Origin of the sequence: Mycobacterium sp. 1245852.3, from assembly GCF_001669335.1 — a bacterium.
In the GTDB taxonomy this organism is placed as follows: Bacteria; Actinomycetota; Actinomycetes; order Mycobacteriales; family Mycobacteriaceae; genus Mycobacterium; species Mycobacterium europaeum_A.
In genome coordinates, this window is sequence record NZ_LZLL01000116.1 from 1 (window position 1) to 21,494 (window position 21,494).

The 21,494-nt window shown below is 69.1% G+C and carries 14 protein-coding genes; 6 read left to right on the forward strand and 8 right to left on the reverse strand.

Features of this window, described 5'->3' with window-relative positions; genetic code table 11:
* A partial coding sequence (locus tag A9W96_RS05220; protein WP_197499403.1) for a hypothetical protein occupies positions 1-604 on the reverse strand: 604 nt, incomplete at its 3' end.
* Between the two features lie 264 nt (positions 605-868).
* Here A9W96_RS05220 and A9W96_RS05225 point away from each other — a divergent pair.
* Positions 869-2,851 carry an MFS transporter gene (locus A9W96_RS05225; RefSeq protein ID WP_067138265.1) on the forward strand — a complete coding sequence of 661 codons (1,983 nt, stop codon included), beginning with the start codon at positions 869-871 and terminating at the stop codon, positions 2,849-2,851.
* On the opposite strand, the gene A9W96_RS05230 is transcribed toward A9W96_RS05225, so the two are convergent.
* Complete coding sequence (locus A9W96_RS05230) at positions 2,848-6,267, reverse strand: TM0106 family RecB-like putative nuclease (RefSeq protein WP_067138267.1); 3,420 nt, start codon at positions 6,265-6,267, stop codon at positions 2,848-2,850. The genes A9W96_RS05225 and A9W96_RS05230 overlap by 4 nt on opposite strands.
* Positions 6,268-6,328: 61 nt before the next feature.
* Complete coding sequence (locus A9W96_RS05235; RefSeq protein WP_066863897.1) at positions 6,329-6,931, reverse strand: LppP/LprE family lipoprotein; 603 nt, start codon at positions 6,929-6,931, stop codon at positions 6,329-6,331.
* Positions 6,932-7,054: 123 nt separating this feature from the next.
* Between A9W96_RS05235 and A9W96_RS05240 the strand changes: the two genes are divergently transcribed.
* Positions 7,055-8,755, forward strand: a complete 1,701-nt coding sequence (locus A9W96_RS05240; RefSeq protein ID WP_066863900.1) for a DEAD/DEAH box helicase — start codon at positions 7,055-7,057, stop codon at positions 8,753-8,755.
* Positions 8,752-9,894, forward strand: coding sequence for an acyltransferase (locus A9W96_RS05245; RefSeq protein WP_067138269.1), 1,143 nt, complete (start codon positions 8,752-8,754; stop codon positions 9,892-9,894). Before A9W96_RS05240 ends, A9W96_RS05245 begins: the two co-directional genes overlap by 4 nt.
* 9 nt (positions 9,895-9,903) lie before the next feature.
* Here A9W96_RS05245 and A9W96_RS05250 read toward each other — a convergent pair whose 3' ends face one another.
* The 4 genes from A9W96_RS05250 to A9W96_RS05265 form a co-directional block, all read right to left on the reverse strand.
* Positions 9,904-10,485, reverse strand: a complete 582-nt coding sequence (locus A9W96_RS05250) for a TetR/AcrR family transcriptional regulator (RefSeq protein ID WP_066880334.1) — start codon at positions 10,483-10,485, stop codon at positions 9,904-9,906.
* Positions 10,485-11,726, reverse strand: coding sequence for a cytochrome P450 (locus A9W96_RS05255; protein WP_197499404.1), 1,242 nt, complete (start codon positions 11,724-11,726; stop codon positions 10,485-10,487). Before A9W96_RS05255 ends, A9W96_RS05250 begins: the two co-directional genes overlap by 1 nt.
* A gap of 115 nt (positions 11,727-11,841) precedes the next feature.
* Positions 11,842-13,209 (reverse strand): FAD-binding oxidoreductase, encoded by a 1,368-nt coding sequence (locus A9W96_RS05260; protein WP_066863910.1) that lies wholly within the window; start codon positions 13,207-13,209, stop codon positions 11,842-11,844.
* Positions 13,210-13,229: 20 nt separating this feature from the next.
* Positions 13,230-14,477, reverse strand: a complete 1,248-nt coding sequence (locus A9W96_RS05265) for an MFS transporter (protein WP_067138273.1) — start codon at positions 14,475-14,477, stop codon at positions 13,230-13,232.
* Between the two features lie 69 nt (positions 14,478-14,546).
* Here A9W96_RS05265 and A9W96_RS05270 point away from each other — a divergent pair, with 69 nt between their 5' ends.
* From A9W96_RS05270 to A9W96_RS05280, 3 genes are read left to right on the forward strand one after another with little or no spacing between them, the layout of a single operon-like run.
* Positions 14,547-15,374 carry a uracil-DNA glycosylase gene (locus A9W96_RS05270; RefSeq protein ID WP_067138275.1) on the forward strand — a complete coding sequence of 276 codons (828 nt, stop codon included), beginning with the start codon at positions 14,547-14,549 and terminating at the stop codon, positions 15,372-15,374.
* Positions 15,371-16,501 carry an FAD-binding protein gene (locus A9W96_RS05275; protein WP_066863919.1) on the forward strand — a complete coding sequence of 377 codons (1,131 nt, stop codon included), beginning with the start codon at positions 15,371-15,373 and terminating at the stop codon, positions 16,499-16,501. The genes A9W96_RS05270 and A9W96_RS05275 overlap by 4 nt, the downstream gene beginning before the upstream one ends.
* Positions 16,502-16,544: 43 nt before the next feature.
* Complete coding sequence (locus tag A9W96_RS05280; RefSeq protein ID WP_066880344.1) at positions 16,545-17,576, forward strand: LLM class flavin-dependent oxidoreductase; 1,032 nt, start codon at positions 16,545-16,547, stop codon at positions 17,574-17,576.
* Between the two features lie 18 nt (positions 17,577-17,594).
* On the opposite strand, the gene A9W96_RS05285 is transcribed toward A9W96_RS05280, so the two are convergent.
* On the reverse strand, positions 17,595-21,464 hold the full coding sequence (locus A9W96_RS05285) for a bifunctional diguanylate cyclase/phosphodiesterase (RefSeq protein ID WP_067138277.1): 3,870 nt from the start codon (positions 21,462-21,464) through the stop codon (positions 17,595-17,597).
* Positions 21,465-21,494 lie beyond the last annotated feature (30 nt).

A 21,494-nucleotide genomic window follows, 5' to 3' on the forward strand; every position in this document is an offset into this window, starting at 1 on the left:
CGCGCCGCACGGTGTACTTGCGCACCCACGACTTGAGCAGCCGTGAGTTCAGCTTGGACATCGACGACAGCGGCAGGGCGGCCAGACTCTCGGAGATCCAGCCGCCGTTGGTGCGGCCCGGGCCGACCAGCTGGGCGACGGCGTGCTTGCTGTTGTCGCCGACGAGCACCGCCAGCACCAGCGCGCGGCGTCGCTCCCGGTGATCGGCCGGGATGTCGTAGACCACCGCCGTTGCCAGCACCAGGAACGCGGTGGCCTCCAGGAAGGTCACCGTTTCGGCGGCGGCGGCGGACAGGGCGCTGATCGTGCCGATGCCGGGGATGGTCGCCGCGGCCCCCACGGCAACACCGCCTGCCGTCACGACGGCCAGGTAGCGCTTGTGCAGCTTGGCCAGGATCTCGGCCGGGCTGGCGTTGGGGTGCGCGTTGCGCAGCCGGGTCACATAGGCCTCGGCGGCCGGGCCCTGCAACCGCGAGCTTCGCTCGATGACCTGCGCCAACGCGCGCGCGGACATCTTGGGCCGACCGTTGTCGGCCCTCGGTGCCGACCCCGGGTCGGACATCGTGAAAAACCGGTTCGGCGACTTGTTCCGTCGAGCCCGCATATCGTCTCTCCTGCAAATGGCGTTCTTTCAGGCTAACGCGCCCGCGGGAAATCCCGACGTGTTATGCCCCCCGACCCGATCCTCAGCCGTCGGCCTCTTGCCGCACCGGGAATAATGCAGGCTAGATGTCTGCGACGGTCCGCGCCGTTTCTCGGTCCCCATGCTGTTTACCCGCCGGGTATCGCCTGCGTGGGCCGGTCCAGGCCGATCAGATGGGCCGAGCCGACTGAACGGCATCGTCGGGAGCGAAACGAGGTGGGGTGGATGAGCACGGCTACGCCCCGCACGCCCGGGGGAGGGCGCGCGGGATCGGCGTCGCCCCGGGCCGCCAACCGCTGGGACTTTCTCACCCGGAGCTCGCCGCAGTCACAGAACCCCTGGAACCCGCTGTGGGCGATGATGATCGGCTTTTTCATGATCATGGTCGATTCGACCATCGTCGCCATCGCCAACCCGACCATCATGGGCAGCCTGCGCATCGGCTACGACACGGTGGTCTGGGTGACCAGCGCCTACCTGCTGGGCTACGCGGTGGTGTTGCTGGTGGCCGGGCGGCTGGGTGACCGGTTCGGACCCAAGAACCTGTATCTGATCGGCCTGGTGGTGTTCACCGTCTCGTCGGTGTGGTGCGGGCTGGCGGGCAGCGCGGCCATGCTGATCGCGGCGCGCGTCGTGCAGGGCGTCGGGGCCGGGCTGCTCACCCCGCAGACCTTGTCGACCATCACCCGGATCTTCCCGGCGGAGCGGCGCGGCGTCGCGGTGAGCCTATGGGGGGCCACCGCCGGTGTCGCCAGCCTGGTGGGCCCGTTGGCCGGCGGTGTCCTGGTCGACAGCCTGGGATGGCAGTGGATCTTCTTCGTCAACGTCCCCATCGGCGTCCTCGGGCTGGGGTTGGCGTACTGGTTGATTCCGGTGCTGCCCACCCAGTCGCATCGCTTCGACCTGATCGGGGTCACCCTGTCCGGGATAGGGATCTTCCTGATCGTGTTCGGGCTGCAGCAGGGGCAGGCCGCGCACTGGCAACCCTGGATCTGGGCGTTGATCGTCGCGGGCGTCGGATTCATGACGGCCTTCGCGTTCTGGCAGTCGCTGAACGCCCACGAGCCGCTGATTCCGTTGGTCATCTTCAGCGACCGCGATTTCAGCCTGTGCAACGTCGGGGTGGCCATCATCTCGTTCGCCGCCACGGCGATGATGCTGCCGCTGACGTTCTACGCGCAGGCCGTGTGCGGGCTCTCGCCGACCCGCTCGGCCCTGTTGATCGCGCCGATGGCGATCGCCAACGGTGTCTTCGCGCCGTTCGTCGGCAAGATCGTCGACAAATACCATCCGCAGCCCGTGCTCGGTTTCGGTTTCTCGGTGCTGGCCATCGCGCTCACCTGGATCACCTTCGAGATGACACCGACGACGCCGATCTGGCGGCTGGTTATGCCGTTCTTCGCGATGGGCGTCGGGATGGCCTTCGTGTGGTCACCGTTGACGGCCACCGCGACGCGTAACCTGCCGCCGCACCTGGCCGGCGCGGGGTCCGCGGTGTACAACTCCGTGCGCCAGCTCGGCGCGGTGCTCGGCAGCGCCGGCATGGCCGCGTTCATGACCTGGCGGATCACCGCCGAGATGCCGCGCCAGCCGTCCGGCGACGCCGTCGGCGAGGACGCGCTCGCCCTGCAGTTGCCTGCGTTCCTGCGCGATCCGTTCGCCGCCGCGATGTCGCAATCGGTGTTGTTGCCGGCGTTCGTCGCGTTGTTCGGCATCGTCGCGGCGCTGTTCCTGGTGGGCTTTGCGCCCTGGTCGGGTGACGGCAGGGGCGGCGATTATCCGCTGCGACCCGACGACGACGGCGTCGACGACGACTACGACGACGACGAGTACGTGGAATTCGTTCTGGTGCGCGAATCCGACGTCGAGCGCAGACGCGACCCCGAACCGCCCCGGCCGCCGGTCGACCGGCCGCGCCCGGCGTCCGCCGCAGTGCCGCGCCGCGGCCCGGCCGCGCAGCCCGAACCGATCGGCCACGCCCACAACGGGTCCCATGTCGACAGCGGCAAACGCCTGCGTCAGGTGGCGGTGCGGCGCTCGCCCAAGCCCCTCCCGCCGGGCGAGCGGCTCACCCGGCCCCCGCGCCGGCCCCATAGCGGTTCCGCGGGACGGTATCTCCCCGACGGCGAATCGCCGCGCGGTCACCATCACCGCTCGAATCCCGACGACGATCCCACCGGCTCGGGCCGGCACTCCTCGACCGGTTAGCCGGACCGCCGACCCGGCTGCGTGAGCGCCAGGAACGCGCCCAGGTCGATCAGGCCCGCGGGGGTGGCGGGCAGATACTCGGTCAGCGACGGCGAGCGCACGATCACGGCCGCAAACTGGGCCCGGCTCACCGCGACGTTGAGCCGATTCCTGTTGAGCAGAAACGAGATTCCGCGCGGCACCACGTCCGTGGACGACACGGTCATCGAGATGAAGACGACGGGCGCCTGCCCGCCCTGGAACTTGTCGACCGTCCCCACCCGCACCGCGTCGAGCCCAGCGGCGGCCAGCCGGCGGCGCAGCAGCGCCACCTGGGCGTTGTAGGGCGAAAGCACCAGCACGTCGGCGGCCGTCAACGCCCGGGTGCCGTGTTCGTCGGTCCATGACGCGCCGAGCATGCAGTCGATCTCGGCGACGATCGCGCCGGCCTCCTCGGGGCTTTCGGTCGAATTTCCTTGGTGCTCAACCGAAAGCAACTGCAGGCCCGGTCGATACCCGTCGAGGCGTCGGGCGGCGGTGCATTCGTGGGAGTGCAGTCTGTCGTCGTAGGACAGCGCCGACACGGCGGCGCACACGGCCGGATGCATGCGGTAAGAGAGGTCCAGGAAGTAGCCGCGTGCGTCGGGCAGGGTGCGCTGACCGTCGACCAGCCACTCCAGCGCGGAGCTGTCCACCGGCTCCGGGTGCGTGCCCTGGCTGACTTGCGGCAACTGCGCAGGGTCGCCGAGCAGCAGCAGGTTGGCGGCGGCGGGTGCCACGGCGATGGTGTTGGCCAGGCAGAATTGGCCGGCCTCGTCGATGACCAGCAGATCGAGGCTTCCCGGCGGTATCCGATCGGCGTTGGCGAAATCCCAAGCGGTTCCGCCGATCACACATCCCGGCGTGTCGGCAAGAAACGCGGCGTACGCGGCGCCGTCGATCTCCCGCCAGCGCGGGGCGTGGTGGTCGTAGCGCTTCTTCGCGATCCGGTGCGGATCCAGGCCGGCGTCGATCACGCAGTCCAGCACGTTCTCCACCGTGGCGTGTGATTGCGCGACGACACCGATGCGCCAGCCGCGTTGGGTGACCAGGTGGTGGATCACGCGGGCGGCGGTGTGGGTCTTGCCGGTACCGGGCGGCCCGTGCACCGCCAGGTACGACGAGTCCAGATCGAGTAGTGCCGCGGTGATGTCGGCGACGGTGTCGCCGCTGCGCGGGAGCGCAATGCCGCCCCGGGTGCGTGGCGCGCGGCGCAACAGCACGTCGACGATGGCGCTGTCGGGTAGGTGCGGCAAGCCGTCGGCCACCGTGGCGGCGGTGGCCTCGATGGACTCGCGCAGGGCGGTCGTCGGGATCGGTGGGCCGGGAGTCAACGCGAACGGCAGCTGGTGAAAGGTGTTGCCGTCACCGCCAACTCGCTCCAGGACCACCACTTCGGTGGGCACCGCCACATCGTCGGTCTCGACGACCGAGGCCCGCCCGGCCGCCCGCCGGTCCGGGCTGTCGCTCATGCCGGGCGGCGCCGGCGGGTGATAGAGCGCGAAGACGTCGCTCTTCAAATCCCCGCGCGCCAGCTCACCGCGCAGCCGCAGCCGCCGCTGCGGTTTGCGTGCCCGCGGCGGCGTGTGCCAGTCGAGGGCGACCGACGCGTGGTCGACGACGAACACGTCGGTGTTGTCGGCCCACTCCTCGATCGGGAAGTTCAGCCGGTCGAAATGCGCCCACCAGAAGGGTTTGTCCTCGCGCCGGTGGTAGCCGCGCGCCGCGCCCAGCAGCGCCACCGCGGTCTGCTGCGGGGTCCGGTCGTCGATGCCGGCCGCTCCGCTGAATGCGGACAGCGTCACCGCCAGTCCGTCGCGGTCGTCGACGGTGTTGCCGTCGGCCACCGGCTGGGCACCGACCGGTACAACGCCGGATTCGTAGGCGCGCAACATCAGCCAGTTCCGCAGTTCCTGCGTCGACCGGCAGTCGTAGTGGTTGTAGTCCTCGATCTCCTTGAGCACGGATGCCGCCTCGTCGCCACGCCCGTCCTCCCGGAGTTCGCAGTACCGGGCGTAGGAGGTGATCGAACCGGTGGCGGTGGTCACGTCACCCGCGCGTAGTTGGGCGCCCATGTAGAGCGGCTCGAGCGCCTTGAGGCTGAACGACTCGGCGCCCACGCGAATGCTCCTGCGCACCAACGGGTAAAGGTCGACCAGCGTCCCGCTGCGCAGCAGTTCGTCGACTTCGTCCTCGCCCACTCCGTAGCGCCCGGCGAGCCGCAACAAGGCGGTTTTCTCGTAGGGCGCGTAGTGATAGATATGCATGTTGGGCCGGCGTTTGCGGCGTTTGGCCACCAGCGCCAAGAAGTCGATCAGCGCCTTGCGTTCCTCGGCCCGGTCGTGCGCCCACAGCGGGCGGAACTTGCCCGTCGGCCCGGCTTCGAGCACACCGAACAGATATTCCAGCCCCCATTCGCGACCATCGGTGGTCCACAGCGGGTCACCCTCGAAATCGAAGAACAGGTCTCCCGGGTCGGGCTCGGGCAGCAGGGCCAGCGGCTGCGGGTCGATGACCTCGACCTGGGGAACGCCGGTTTCCCGTTGGCGCACCCGTAATTTCGCCTGGACGGTCAGTTTGTCCAGCACGCCGCCCGCCAGGTCGGGCACCGGCCCGCGATGCTCGGCCAGCTCGGCGACCGTGCTGATGCCCGCGTCAAAGAGCTTGTCGCGCTGGCCCACTCGCAGGCCGGCGACCAGTAACACGTCGTCGGCCGCCCGCAGCTGTTCGAGGCATAGGGGACAGTGAAAGCACGCGGCCACGCCGTCGTCGTCCCAGCGCACCGCCGCGCCGGCGGCGTAGTGGTCGTCGAGGAGGCGCTGCAGCCGGGCGCGCTGGGAGCGGTAGACCGGGATCAGGTCGCAGGTCCGGTGCCGCACCGCGGTCCCGTCGCCCAGCCGTAGTTCGGCCTCCGGCGCGACCGGGACGCCCGAGGCGGCCAACGCGTCGGCGTAGGCGGCCACCTGCAACAGCGCGGTGACCTTGGCCGAGCGGGCCAGTTTGGTGTCCACGACGCGATACCGCTGCCCGTCGCGGACCAGAAAATCGGCGAAGCCGAGGAAGCGGCCGTCGAACATGGCGGCTTGATAGATCACCGGCGCACGGTCGGCGACGGCGCGGCGGGTGGCTTCCGCGGCCGCGGTCAGGCCGGCGGGCGTGTAGGCGGGGCGGCCGATGATCGCGACGTCCTGCCCGAACCGGTCGCGCAGCGAGGCCAGTTCGCGCCGCTCGTGTTCGCTACCGAGGGCGGCCGTCCGCGTGAGCAGTTCGTCCTCTACGGTGACCGCCGGGCCGCGCCCCAGCTTCGCGTCGAAATCCCGCAGCAGCGCGTATTCGCAGCGGGCCGCGGCGGCCAGATCCGATGCGCTGTAAACGATGCTGTCGCCGGAGACCAACACTCGAGCCACAGTAGGCCAGCGCTCCGACATGACGGTCGCACCGGGCGGGCGTGCCCGGAGATCAGTGGGCGGGCGTATTGCCGATCAGCTCGACGGCGTTGCCGTTCCAGTGGAATTTCACATTGGTGTTCAGGCCGTTGATCCCGCTGGGGTAGGTCAGCGCCACGGTGTCGCCCGTGGTTTGCGCGGGGTCGACGCCGTTGAATCCGTAGGTGTCGGGCACGCCCTGGGGGATGAACTGGCCGAGGTGAAACAGCACCGCACGGGTGGTCGGGCTGACCGCGTTGGTGTTGGCCTTGATGATGACGGCCGAGAGCTGCGCGCACTGGTTGTAGTTGCCGGCCAGCGGTTCGGGGTTCCAGGGCTGCTGGCTGCGCGGGTCGCGGGGCAGCTCGGACACCACCTTCGCGATGGTGGGCGAGGCGAGGTTGACCGCGCAGGGGTCGGCCGGCGGGGCGTTGCCGGGCTGGGCGGCCGCCGACGGGGTGGCCGGAGCCGTGATCGACGCGGTCTCCGACGTCCTGGCCGGCGGCGTCTTGGCGACGGTGGAGTCGCTCGAACCGCAGCCGGCCAGAGTGAAGGCGATGAGAGCGATAGCGGCCGAGCCGGTCAGTGGCTCGGTACGACAGGGCAACGACCACACATCTGGGCACCGTACCGTCATCGGGTGCGAGGTCGTGGCAGGCATGGCCGGGTGTGCCGATGATCACCTGATCGGCCGCCTGGCCATAGACCCGCAGCGCTCAGCGTCCGCTGAGCTCGCGGTCACCACTAGACTCCTTGGACGATGACCCTCCCGGACAGCTCGACTGAAGCTGCCTCACCGACGTTTGCCGACCTGCAGATCAATCCCTCGGTCCTGCGGGCGATCGCCGACGTCGGCTACGAATCGCCCACCGGCATCCAGGCCGCGACCATCCCGGCGCTGATGGCCGGCTCCGATGTCGTCGGGCTGGCCCAGACCGGCACCGGCAAGACCGCCGCGTTCGCGATCCCGATCCTGTCCAAGATCGACGTCACCAGCACCGCCACCCAGGCGCTGGTGCTCGCCCCGACCCGCGAACTCGCCCTGCAGGTGGCCGAGGCGTTCAGCCGGTACGGGGCCCACCTGCCCAAGATCAACGTGCTGCCGATCTATGGCGGCTCGTCCTACGGCGTGCAGCTGGCCGGGCTCCGCCGCGGCGCCCACGTGGTGGTCGGCACACCGGGCCGGGTGATCGACCACCTCGAGCGCGGCACCCTGGACCTGTCCCACGTCGACTACCTGGTGCTCGACGAGGCCGACGAGATGCTCACCATGGGCTTCGCCGAAGAAGTCGACCGCATCCTGTCCGAAACCCCGGAATACAAGCAGGTGGCGCTGTTCTCCGCGACCATGCCGCCGGCGATCCGCAAGATCACCACCAAGTACCTGCACGATCCGCTCGAGGTCAGCACCAAAGCGAAAACCGCTACCGCCGAGAACATTTCGCAGCGCTACATCCAGGTCGCCGGCCCCCGCAAGATGGATGCGCTGACGCGGGTGCTGGAAGTCGAACCGTTCGAGGCGATGATCATCTTCGTCCGAACCAAACAGGCCACCGAGGAGGTCGCCGAAAGGCTGCGGGCCCGGGGCTTTTCGGCCGCAGCCATCAACGGGGACATCCCGCAGGGCCAGCGTGAGCGAACCGTGGCCGCCCTGAAGGACGGCAGCATCGACATCCTGGTCGCCACCGACGTGGCCGCGCGCGGGCTGGACGTGGAGCGGATATCGCACGTGCTCAACTACGACATCCCGCATGACACCGAGTCTTATGTGCACCGGATCGGGCGCACCGGCCGGGCGGGCCGCTCGGGAACCGCGCTGCTGTTCGTCTCCCCGCGCGAGCGTCACCTGCTCAAGGCGATCGAAAAGGCCACGCGCCAAACGCTCACCGAAGCCGAATTGCCCACCGTCGAAGACGTCAACGCCCAGCGGGTGGCCAAGTTCGCCGACTCCATCACCACCGCGCTCGGTTCTCCGGGGATCGACCTGTTCCGCAAGCTGGTCGAAGACTACGAGCGCGAGCACGACACCCCGATGGCCGACATCGCCGCCGCGCTGGCGCTGCAATCCCGCGACGGCGAGGAATTCCTGATGGCGCCCGAACCGCCGCCGGAGCGGCGCGAGCGGCGCACCGAACGTCGCGACCGCCCCGAAAGGCCAAGGAACGCAAAGCCCTTCGCCACCTATCGCATCGCGGTGGGTAAGCGGCACAAGATCGGCCCGGGTGCGATCGTCGGCGCCATCGCCAACGAGGGCGGGCTGCATCGCAGCGATTTCGGCCACATCGCGATCGGGCCGGATTTCTCCCTGGTGGAATTGCCGGCCAAGTTGCCCAAGTCGATCTTCAAACGCCTTGAGCACACCCGCATTTCGGGGGTATTGATCAACTTGCAACCGGAGCGGTCGTCCGCCAGGCCCCGCAGCCAAGACGGTGGGAAGCCGCGCAGGAAACACGGCGGATGACGCTGTCCGAAGAACAAGACGCCCAGGGCGGCCTCGAGCAGACCTCTCGCGTCGACCGGGTCGCCTCGCTGACCGGGATCCGCGCGGTTGCCGCGCTCCTCGTCGTCGGCACCCACGCGGCCTACACCACCGGTAAGTACACGCACGGCTATTGGGGCCTGGTCGGTTCCCGGATGGAGATCGGGGTACCGATCTTCTTCGTGCTCTCCGGCTACCTGTTGTTTCGCCCCTGGGTGAAGGCGGCGGCGAAAGGCGGTCGTTCGCCGTCGCTGAGTCGCTATGCGTGGCACCGGGTTCGGCGCATCATGCCCGCCTACGGCATCACGGTGTTGTTCGCCTACGTCCTCTACCACTTCCGCAATGCCGGGCCCAACCCCGGCCACAGCTGGCTGGGCCTGGCGCGCAACCTGACGCTGACGCAGATCTACTGCAACGGCTACCTCGGCAAGTACCTGCACCAGGGGCTGACCCAGATGTGGAGCCTTGCGGTGGAGGGATCGTTCTACGTCATCCTGCCGCTGCTGGCCTACCTGCTGCTGGTGGTGATCTGCCGGCGACAATGGCAGCCGAAGTTGGTGCTCGGCGCGCTGGCGGGGATGCTGTTGATCAGCCCGGCCTGGCTGGTGCTGGTGCACACCGATCACTGGTTTCCCGACGGGGCACGGCTGTGGCTGCCCACCTATCTGGCGTGGTTCCTCGCCGGCATGATGCTGACCGTGCTGCAGGAGATGGGGGTGCGCGGCTACGGGTTCGTGGCCATACCGCTGGCGGTCATCTGCTATTTCATCGTGTCCACGCCCATCGCCGGCGCGCCCACGACCTCCCCGGCGACGCTGAGCGAGGCGTTGTTCAAGACGTGCTTCTATGCCGTCATCGCCGCGCTCGCGGTGGCACCGCTGGCCCTGGGCGACGACCATGGTTGGTATTCGCGGGTACTGGCCAGCCGCCCGATGGTGTGGCTGGGGGAGATCTCCTACGAGATCTTCCTGATCCACTTGATCACCATGGAATTCGCGATGGACTACATCGTCGGCGCGCGGGTCTACACCGGCCCGATGCTGTACCTGTACGTCGCGACGCTGGTGGTGACGATCCCGCTGGCGTGGCTGCTGCACCGGTTCACCCGCGTGCGGGAGTGACCACGCCGGCTAGTCGCGGGCGGACACCGGCGTCACGATCGGGACGACGAATTCCTCGATCATCGCCCGCTCCTCGGCTTCGTCACGGCCCGGGTGGGTCAGCAGCGAAACGATCACCCGCACCATCCAGCGGCCGCGGCGTTCGATGACGGCGGGATCGTCGGGTCCCAGCGATTGCAGGAACGCCACCGCCAACGCCGCGATGACGTCGGACTGTCCGGCCAGTTCGCCGCCTACCGGCGGGCGGGTGGTGGCGAACCAGGATGCCAGCGCCGGGCTTTCGCGAACCATCGCCAGCGTGACGAGGATGCTCGCGACCAGCCGTTCGCGTGGGTCCTCGATGTCGCCGGTGCGCGCGATGATCTCGCGGCCCAGCCGGTGGGTTTCGCGGTGGACGTAGGCGGTTCGCAGCGCCTCGCGGTTTTCGAAATACCGGTACAGCGTCGCGCGGGAACAGCCTGCGGCGCGGGCGATTTCGTTCATGCCGATCGAGTCGGAATCGCGCTGGGTGTAGAGCCGCTCGGCGGCGTCGAGGATCCGGTCGGCGGCCGCCTCGGTCCGGTGCGTGCCCAGCCAGTCGTTGCCTGCCATCAGGACGTCGTCCGGATCGGCACCGACAGCGGGCGCCGGACGTAGCTGCCGCCGGCCCAGACGATGCCGGATTCGTCCACCTCGAAGTCCGGGCACCGGGTCACGAGTTCGGTCAGTGCGACGCGCGATTGCATCCGCGCGGCGGCGGCGCCCAGACAATGGTGTGCGCCGTGGCTGAACGTTAGGATGTTGCGGGGGCAGCGGGTGACGTCGAGTTCGCCTGCGTCCGAGCCGTATTGGCGTTCGTCGCGGTTGGCCGAGCCGTAGAGCAACAGCACCCTGCGCCCGGCCGGAATGGTGGTCTCGCCGACGGTCACGTCCCGGGTGACCGTGCGGGCCAGGCCCTGCACCGGTGAGGTCATCCGCAGCAGTTCCTCGACGGCATCGGGAATGCGGCCGGGGTCGTCCACCAACAGCTGACGTTGGTCGGGTCGTTCGTGCAGCAGCGGCATCGAACCGCCGAGCATGCCGGTGACGGTGTCGTTGCCGCCGGTGACCATGGTGAACGTGAACGCCAGGATCGACAGGGTGCCGGCGATGTCACCGTTGGCACCGACCCCGGCGGCCACCAGGTGCGAGATGGTGTCGTCCTCGGGTTCGGTCCGGCGCCGTTCGATCAACCCGGTGAAGTAGGCCATCATCGACCCGACGGCATCGCCGACGGTCTCCAGGGCGCCGGCGACGCCGCCTTCGGCGGTGTTGGCCGCGACGATGGCCTGGGTCCAGCCGTCGAACTGGGCCCAATCCTCCTCGGGCACACCGAGATAGTGGGCGACCACCATCGACGGCAGCGGCTTGAACAGCTCCGCGACGATGTCGCCGCCGCCGGCCGAACGCAACCCCTCGATGCGCTCGACGACGAACTCGGTGACCTTGGGCTCCACCGCCTCCACCTGCCGCGGGGTGAAGCCCCGCGACACCAGCTTGCGGAACTGCGTGTGTACCGGGGGATCCTGCATCACGAACGGTGGATTGTCCTGCAGCCCAATCAGTTCCAGGTCGTCATAGTTGACGGTCAGACCCTTGGCGGAGGAGAAGGTTTCGTGGTCGCGGGCCGCGGCCCACACGTCGGCGTGGCGGGAGAGCACGTAGTAGTCATGCTCGGGGTGGTTGGCCGGCACGACGTGGTGCACCGGGTCGTGGTCGCGCAGCGCGCGGTACATCGGCCACGGGTTGGGCCAGGTGTCGGCGGTGGCCAGCTGGAAAGCGACCGGCGCTTCGTGAGACATAACAGCAGCCATGTCTCATTCGTACGACAGTCGTGACGATATGTCAACCCTTCCGCACGCCGGGCGCCCCGCTGGCCGGGCGCCCACCACCGAGCGCCCGGCTGGCCGGGCACTCGAGAGCAAAGGCCTAGATAGCCGCGCCCGGGTTCAAAATGCCCTGCGGATCCAGCGCCTGCTTGATGCGCCGGTTCAAATCCATCACGTCGGGGCCCAGATAGCCGGCCAGCCAGGGCCGCTTCAACCGGCCGACGCCGTGCTCGCCGGTGATGGTGCCGCCCAGGCCGACGGCGAGATCCATGATCTCGCCGAACGCCAGGTGCGCGCGTTCGGTCATGTCGGCGTCGGCGGGGTCGTAGACGATCAGCGGGTGGGTGTTGCCGTCGCCGGCGTGCGCGATCACCGAGATCATCAGGTCGCGTTCGGCGGCGATGCGCGCGATCCCGGTCACCAGGCGGCCCAGCGCCGGCAGCGGCACGCCGACGTCCTCGAGCAGGAGCGACCCCTTGGCTTCGACGGCCGGGATGCAGAACCGCCGGGCCACGACGAACGCCTCGCCCTCGTCGGGATCGTCGGTCGAAAAGACTTCCGTCGCAGCGTGTTCCGCGAATACCTCGGCCATGATCTCGGCGTCCTCGCTGCCGGCGCGGCCGCGCTCGTCCGATCCGGCCACCAGCATGGCGGCCGCCTCGCGGTCGAGATCCATGCGCAGGGTGTCCTCGACGGCGTTGATCGCCACCGAATCCATGAACTCCAGCATCGAGGGACGAAGCCGCGCGGTGACGCCGAGCACCGCCTCGACCGCATCCTCGACGGTGGCGAAGCTGGCCACCACGATGCTGGACGCGTTCTGCTTGGGCACCAGTCGCAGGGTCACCTCGGTGACGACGCCCAGGGTGCCCTCGCTGCCGACGAACAGCTTGGTCAGCGACAGGCCCGCAACGTCCTTCAACCGTGGCCCGCCCAGCCGCACGGCCGTGCCGTCGGCCAGCACCACCTGCATGCCCAGCACGTAGTCGGTGGTGACGCCGTACTTCACGCAGCACAGCCCGCCGGCGTTGGTGGCGATGTTGCCGCCGATGCTGCAGATCTCGAACGACGACGGATCGGGCGGATACCACAGGCCGTGCTCGGCGACGGCCTTCTTCACCTCGGCGTTGAACAGTCCCGGCTGGCATACGGCGGTGCGGGTCACCGGGTCGACGGTGATGTCGCGCATCTTCTCGGTGGACAGCACGATGCCGTCGTCCAGCGCGGTCGCCCCGCCGGACAGGCCGCTGCCGGCACCGCGGGTCACGACGGGCACCCGGTGGGCGGTGGCCCAGCGCAGCACGGTCTGCACGTCTTCAGTGCGCCGCGGCCGCACCACGGCCAGCGGCTTGCCGGCCGACGGGTCGAAGGCGCGGTCCTGGCGATAACCCTCGGTGACGGTCGGGTCGGTGACCACCATCCCGTCGGGCAGATCTGCGATCAGACTGGCCAGGGCGTCAGAGCTCACGGCCCGATCCTAAGCCCGTGTCACGCGCCGGCGTCCTCGGCGAACTCCGGCGCGCGGTCCAGTTCCCGCAGCGACGGCAACCGGCAAGCGATGAGGCCGATCAGCAGGATCGGCACCGCCAGCACCAGGAACGTGACCTTCAGCCCGGCGGCGTCGGCCAACGGGCCCGCGACCAGCAAGCCCAACGGTCCCGCGGCGTACGTCAGGCCCGACATCACCCCGACCACGCGACCGCGCAGCCGATGCGGCGCGCGGGTCTGCATGACGTAGTTGTAGATCGGTTGGATGGGGCCGTAGACCAGGCCGGTTACGCCGCACAACACCAGGATCACCGGCAATGGGGGCAGGAACGCGATGCCGGCCGTCGCGGCACCGAAGGTGAGGGTCGCGGTCAGCACCGCCGTGCGCCGCCGGGTGTATCTCGACACCACGGCGTAGCCGAGCGCGCCCACCACGCCGCCGACCCCGAGCGCCATCAGCGCCCACCCCAACTGGGCGGGTTGGTGCTGGTCGGCGAAATACTTTGGAAACAACACGCTTTCCATCGGCAGGTACAGCGCGGTGACGAACAAGTCGATCAAGCCTAGGGTGCGCAGCACGCGCAGGTTCCAGACGAACCGCATCCCCTCGGCGACGCCGGAAACCAGTCCCACCGGGCGGCTCGCCTCCTGTGGCCTTCCGGCGCCTTCCAGCCGCAGCCCCCCGATCGCCAGGAAGGACAAGCCGAAACAGCCCGCCGTGACCCACATCGTGTTGATGCCGCCCAGCGTGGCGATCATCAACCCGCCGATGCCGGGGCCCAGGATCAAGGCCAAATTCAGGATCGCCTCGTAGCTGCTGTTGGTGCGGTCCAGGGACCAGCCTGCGCGGGCGGCCGCCTCAGGCAGCATCGACTGACGCGCCGTGGTCCCGGCGGGATCGAAGGCGGCCGCGCAGCAGGCCAACACAGCCAGCTCGGCGACGTTGATTGCTTCGGCGCCGAAGAACCAAGCGGTCAGCGGCACACCGATGACCGCCATGCCGGACAGGGAATCGGAGACCAGCGACACCCGGCGGCGTCCGAAGAAATCGACCGCGGTGCCGGCGATCAGCGTGGAGAGCACCAACGGCAGCGTCATGGCAGCGGCCACGATCGAGGCGTCCTTGGCGCTGTCGTGGTGCTGCAGTGCCAACCATGGGAAGGCCACGATCGAAATGCCGGTGCCCGTCGTTGCAAGCAGCGTCGCGAACAGGATCAGGGACGCCGGGCCGCGGCTCGTATGGCTCATGAATATCGCGGGAAATCTAACCGCAAACCGACGGCGCGAGCCACTGGATTTCGTGGTCACCCTGACGGAATGCAGGATGTTGATGTGCTCGCCCACCCACGTACCGGCCAGGAGTTCGGCTCACCGGTCGGTGCCGGCACCGGATGGCCGGGCGATCCGGCCACCCCCCAGACCCCCGTGGCGGGCGACGCCGCCGCGGTCGCCGAACTCGCCGAGCGCGCCGGCTCGATTCCCGAAATCGACGCTCTGGTCAGCGTCTGCCGGGCCTGCCCGCGGCTGGTCGACTGGCGCGAGGACGTCGCCGTCGTCAAGCGTCGGGCCTTTGCCGACCAACCGTATTGGGGGAGACCGGTGCCCAGCTGGGGGTCGGCGCGGCCCCGCTTGCTGATCGTCGGATTGGCGCCCGCCGCCCACGGCGCCAACCGGACGGGACGGATGTTCACCGGCGACCGCTCGGGCGACCAGTTGTACGCGGCGCTGTACCGGGCCGGGCTGGTGAACCAACCGACCAGCGTCGACGCCGCGGATGGCTTGCGGACCAGGAACATTCGCATCGTCGCGCCGGTGCGGTGCGCGCCTCCCGCCAACGCGCCGACGCCGCAGGAGCGCGACACCTGCTGGCCCTGGCTGCGGGCCGAATGGCGGTTGGTCTCCGCGGATGTTCGCGTGGTGGTGGCCCTGGGCGGATTCGGCTGGCAGATCGCGCTGCGGCTACCGGGCACCACGACCGGGCGAAAGCCCCGGTTCGGCCACGGCGTCGTCGCTGATCTCGCGCCCGGTGTACGACTGCTCGGCTGCTACCACCCAAGCCAGCAAAACATGTTCACCGGTAGGTTGACACCAGCAATGCTCGACGACGTCTTCCGTGACGCTAAGGAACTGGCAGGAATCAAGTGACCGACGTTCTGGTATCCGGCGCCAGCGTGGCTGGTGCGGCGGCCGCGTTTTGGCTTGGGCAGCATGGCTTTTCAGTCACCGTGGTGGAGCGCCATCGGGGGCCGCGGCCGGGCGGTCAGGCGATCGACGTGCGGGGGCCGGCGCTGACGGTGCTCGACCGGATGGGGCTGCTGGGCGCCGCCCAGAAGCGCAAGACGCAAATCCGGGGCTCGTCGGTCGTCGACCGTGACGGCAACGAGTTGTCCCGGGACACCGAGTCGACACCGACCGGTGGCGCCATCGACAGTCCCAACATCGAGCTGTTGCGCGACGATTTGGTCGAATTGCTTTACGGCGCAAGCCAATGGTCGGCCGAATACCTCTTCGACGACACCATCACCGCCCTGGACGACGACGGGACGGCGGTCCGCGTGACCTTCGAGCACGCCGCGCCGCGCAGTTTCGACCTGGTCATCGGCGCCGACGGATTGCATTCAAACGTGCGGCGTTTGGTCTTCGGGCCCGAAGACGACTTCATCGAGAGGCTGGGCACCCACGCGGCGATCTTCACCGTGCCCAATTTTCTGGACCTGGACTACTGGCAGATGTGGCACTACGGCGACTCCACCATGGCGGGGGTATACAGCGCGCGTAACAACGCCGAGGCGCGGGCCATGTTGGGCTTCATGGACACCGATCTGCGGATCGACTATCGCGACACCGAGGCCCAATTCGCCGAGCTTGCGCGGCGGATGGCCGACGACGGCTGGGTCCGTCCGCAACTGCTGGAGTACATGCGCAGCGCGCCGGACTTCTACTTCGACGAGATGTCGCAGATCAAGATGGATCGCTGGGCGCGGGGCCGGGTGGCGCTGGTCGGTGACGCCGGCTACTGCTGCTCGCCCCTGTCGGGCCAGGGCACCAGCGTCGCGCTGCTGGGTGCCTACATCTTGGCCGGCGAACTCAAGGCGGCCACCGAGGGCGAGACGCTCGACCATGCGGCCGGCTTCGCCAACTACCACCGCGAGTTCAGCGACTACGTCAAGCGCAACCAATGGCTGGTCGTGGATAACATTCCGGGCGGCGCGCCGATACCCCAGGAGGTGTTCGACCGCATCGTCGCCTCGATCACCCTCAAGGAGTACTGAGCCGAGCGGGAACGTTTGCCGGCCCGCGCGCGTTGACGCCAACGTGCGTCTTTCCGTCCTTGATCTCATCCCGGTGCGCACCGACCAGACCACCGGCGACGCGCTGGCGGCCACCGTGCAACTGGCCCAGGCCGCGGATCGGCTGGGCTTCACCCGCTATTGGGTCGCCGAGCACCACAACATGCCGTCGGTGGGTGCCACCAGCCCACCGGTGGTGCTCGCCTACCTGGCCGCGCAGACCGCGCAGCTTCGGCTCGGCTCGGGTGGCGTGATGCTGCCCAACCACGCGCCGCTGGCGGTGGCCGAGCAGTTCGCGCTGCTGGAGGCCGCCGCCCCAGGCCGCATCGACCTCGGCATCGGCCGCGCACCCGGCTCCGATCCGGTGACGTCGTATGCGCTGCGCGGCGGTCGGGACGATCGTGACATCGAGAACTTCCCGGAGTATCTCGACGACGTGGCGGCGCTGATGAGCGCTCGCGGCGTGCGGGTTCCGCTGCGCTCGGGTGATTACACCCTCAAGGCCACCCCGGCCGCGGCGGGCGAACCGCGGCTATGGCTGTTGGGTTCGTCGATGTACTCGGCGCATCTGGCCGCCGCCAAGGGGTTGCCGTATGTGTTCGCACATCACTTCTCCGGCAACGGAACCGAAGAGGCGCTCGAGGTCTACCGTGCGCGATTCAAGCCCAGCGAGCTGACCGCCGAGCCGCTGACCTTCCTGACGGTGAACGCCGCCGTGGCCGAAACCCGCGAGGAGGCAACGGCTTTGATGTTGCCCAACCTGCAGATGATGGCCCGGTTGCGGACCGGGCAGCCGCTCGGGCCGGTGCCGCTGGTCGAGGAGGCCGCGGTCGCCCAGTTGACCGGCCAGCAGCAGCGGATCGTGGAGAGCGGGCTGCAGCGCGCCGTCCTGGGGGCGCCGGCGGAGGCCGCCGAGCAGATCCGGGCACTGGCCGACCGGTTCGGCGTCGACGAAGTCATGGTCAACCCGGTGGCATCGGCGCGCCGCGGCACCGATCCCAGCACCGGCCCGGCGCGGGTCGCGACGCTGGAACTGCTGGCCAAAGAGCTGTTCTGACACCGCCGGCGGTGACGCTCACCCGTTGGACTGGCTCGGGTGCGGATTGGGTGCGTGGTTGGCGATCCAGTCCCGCAGGTCATCCGGCGGCAACGGCGGGGTGTGCACGAAGCCCTGGGTGATGGTGCAGCCATACCGGCGCAGGGCGTTCAGGGTGGCCTCGTTCTCGACCCCCTCGGCCACCAGGTCGGCGCCCAGATTGGACGCCAGCGCCACCGTCGAGCGCACGATGGCCACCGACCGCGCGTCGTGGGCCAAGCGCGCGACGAAAATCCGGTCGAGCTTCAGCTCGTCGACCGAAACCTCTTGCAGCCGAGCCAGAGACGACCAGCCGGTGCCGTAATCGTCGAGCGAGATCCGGATTCCCAGGCTCTGCAGCGCGGCGACGGTGTTGCGGGAACGCACCGAGTCCACCAGCGCGCTCTCGGTGATCTCGAGGATCAACGCCTCGGCGGGCAGGTCGTAATTGGCGAGCAGCCGCTCGACGGTGCCGACGAGTTCGATGTCCAGCAGGTTGGTCGTCGACAGGTTCACCGCGACGGTGAGCGGCATGCCCTGCTCGCGCCAGGAGCGGACCTGCGCGAGAGCCATGCTCAGCGTGCGGTTGGAGATCTTGCGCATCAGCCCGGCGCGTTCGGCGACGGACAGAAACTCCTCCGGCAGCAGTGTCCCGCGGGTGGGGTGCTGCCAACGCAGCACCGCTTCGACGCTGTGGACGCTGCCGTCGCGGCCGTCGATCTTGGGTTGGTAATGCAATTGCAGCTCGTCGGTATCGAACAACGCCGTGCGTAATTCCTCGATCAGGCTGGGGTCGTTGTCGCGATACGCCTCGAACGAGGAGTCGTAGACCGCGATCTTGCTGCGGGCGGATTTGGCGTGCGCCATGGTGATTTCGGCGCGGCTGAGCAGCTCCTCGGGGGAGTCGCAGTGGTCCGGGCACAGCGCGATGGCGATGCGGGCGTCCACCTGCACGGTGATCGGGTCCAAAGCGATTGGCTCGCTGAGGGCTTCGAGCAGGCGACCCGCCGACGCGCTGGCGGCGGTGAGGTTGGCCCCATCCGACAGCAGCACGGCGAACTGGTCTTCCCCCACCCGCGCGAGCAGATCGTCACGACGGACGCAGCCGGCCAACCGGTTTGCGATGTGGCACAGCAGCTCGTCGCCGAACTGTCTACCGATGGAGTCGGTGATCTCGTGGAAATCGCTCAGGCTCAACAACAACAGCGCCCGGCGCGCGTGCGCCCGGGTCGGCATCGACGGGCTGTCCGGTGGCGGCGAAGCGGGCAACCCGGTCAGGGCCGTCGCCAGTGAGCGCCGGTTGGGCAGCGCCGTCAACTCGTCGGTCATGGCGAGTTTGTCGTTGGTCTCCAGCAGGCTGGCGTCCCGGAAGGTCAGCGCGAACCGCCCGGCCGCCACGACCAGGCTCAGCGCCGCCAGCGTCGCCGCGAGCCGCGAATGGTGGGCCAGGACGATCACGGCCAACGCGACCACGGCCGATGCCACCGGAGTGGCGTAGGGCGCGATCCGGCCTCGCGATGGCGGCGTGATCGACGACGATCTGGCCCAGCTCGCCATGGCGATCAGTAATGACGACGCGGCCCAGCAGGCATCCAGCAGGGATCCGCTCCGATACAAGCCGGCCGACGTCTCGAACAGATACGCCGCGTCCGCGAACGCAAACAGGACCAATCCGGCCACCAGGAGCGCCCAGCGAATCTCGTTGCGCCAGCCCAGGATCGGCAACATGCCGGCGGCCAGCGCGAGCAGCACCATATCGCTCCACGGATAGGCGATGCCCACCCACACCGTCGCCGGTGCGCGCACCGCGGCCGCCCCGATCGGACCCGCGGTCAGCGCCGCGGCCACCGCCGCCAACGTCAGTGCGCAGATGAGCGAGTCGAGCTGAACCGGGATCGGCAGCCGCTTGAGCCGGGCCCGCATGAGCAACAGCAGCCCGGCGTAGACGAAGGGGTAGTACGCGAGATACTCCGGATCGGCCACCGACGGGGATCGGCCGCTGGGCACCCACAGGGCATAGACGACGTCGCCCACGGCCGAGCACGCCATACCGGCGGCGATCAGCGCCCAGGCCAACCGGTCGGCCGGAACCCGGTACGCGCGTAGGGCGATCAGTCCGGCCGCCACCACGGTCAGCGCCGTGTACAGGGCGGCGGCGGAGAGGATGCCGTGCCCGGCATTGGGGCGGACAACGCTGGACACGGCGAAGGCGACCACCCCGATCGCCAGCAGCACCAGGGCGGTCCGGACGTCGCGTGGGGGCCAGCTGGCGGCGTCGGGCGCATCCTCGGGCTGGGCCGCTGTGGCGTTCGCGACCTCGGAGGTGGTTCGGGACTCCGGTGGCGCCTGACCGTCACCGCCAAGAGCGCGGGCCGCCACCGAGGGTCGGGTCGAACCCGGCGCCGGCGGAAACGCATACGGCAGCGGCAGGTCGGGCATGAAGCTGCGAATGCATTGTCCCCCTTCGCGTTTGGCGGCGTACATGGCCAAGTCCGCGTGGCGCAGCAGCTGATCGACCGTGCAGTTCGTCGCGCCGGTGGCCACCGTGAATCCGATGCTCGGCCGCACCGTGATCGGAATGCCCTCGATCAGGATGGCGCCGGTGAAGGCGTCGAGAATCCGATGCGCGGCCGCCTGCGATTCCTCGACGGAGGCTTCGATGACAGCCGCGAATTCGTCGCCGCCGAGCCGGGCGATGGTGCCCTGTTCCCCCAGCGCCGCGGTGAGCCGGCCGGCGACCCGGACCAGGAGTTCGTCCCCGGCCGGATGGCCCAGGGCGTCATTGACCGCCTTGAAGTTGTCGAGGTCCAGACACAACACCGCGATCGGGGTGCCGTCGGGGCGTCGCCGCGCGACGGCCTGGTCCAGTCGGTGCAGGAAAAGCGCCCGGTTGGCCAGGCCGGTCAGGTTGTCGCGGAAGGCCTCCCGCGCGACCTCCGACAGCAGATTCTGGTTCTCGACGAGGACGACGAACTGCCGCGCCAAGACGGCGGCCACCAGGATGCCGAGCGCGGCCAGCATCGGTTCGTGCATCGCGTTGCCCGCCGCATGTCCCCAGCCCACGGTTGCCGCCAGGATCAGCGGCAGGTAGGGCAGCCACAGGCGGGTGCGGAACTCGATCTCGTCCGGCGATGCCGGCGTGGGGTGCTCGTGCACGACGGCCGTTGCGCCCAGCGCCAGCATCGCCAGGCCGGCCACTCGTATCACGTCACCGACATCGCCGGTGTGATAGCTGCCGATGCCGGTGTAGAAGACCAGCATCATGTCGGCGACGCTGATCGTCGCGACGCCGGCGGCGACCAGGCTCCGGCTGGGCCGGTCGCCGGGGCGCGCCCGGGACAGCATCAGGATCGCCGTCGTCAGCAAGACGATGTCGTTGAAGATCTCCGCGAATGTCGCCAGCCGGGTGCCCGTCCGCTCCTGCAGCTGCGCTTCGACCACGAACACCCAGGAGATGACGAACAGCGAGGTCGCCACGATAAGACCGTCGAGCAGCAGCCGCCGGGGGCTGTTGCGGGATAGCTGGGACAGCAGCATCAGCGACACCATGGCGCCGACCGGCCATAGCAGCAGCACGATCTCGGAGGCCGCCGGGTGGGCGGCGTGTTCGACCTCCGGTCGCACGTCGTAGACCGCCCAGATGGTCTCGCCCACCGCCCAGCCGAGCAGGGCCGTTACCAGCGCCAGCCAGCCGTAACGCTGCCGTCCGGACGTGCGACGGGCCGCGCGACCGGCCAATGCCGCGGCGACAACCAGACACACCGCGATGACGAACTCGTTGACCGGCCGAGTCCCGTAGGGGCCGTGCCAGCCCCGCACCGACGACAGCAACAGCAGCAATTCGGCGACGCCGTATGCGGCGGCGAGCATCCAGCCGGCGCGGGGGGGCACCCCCGACCG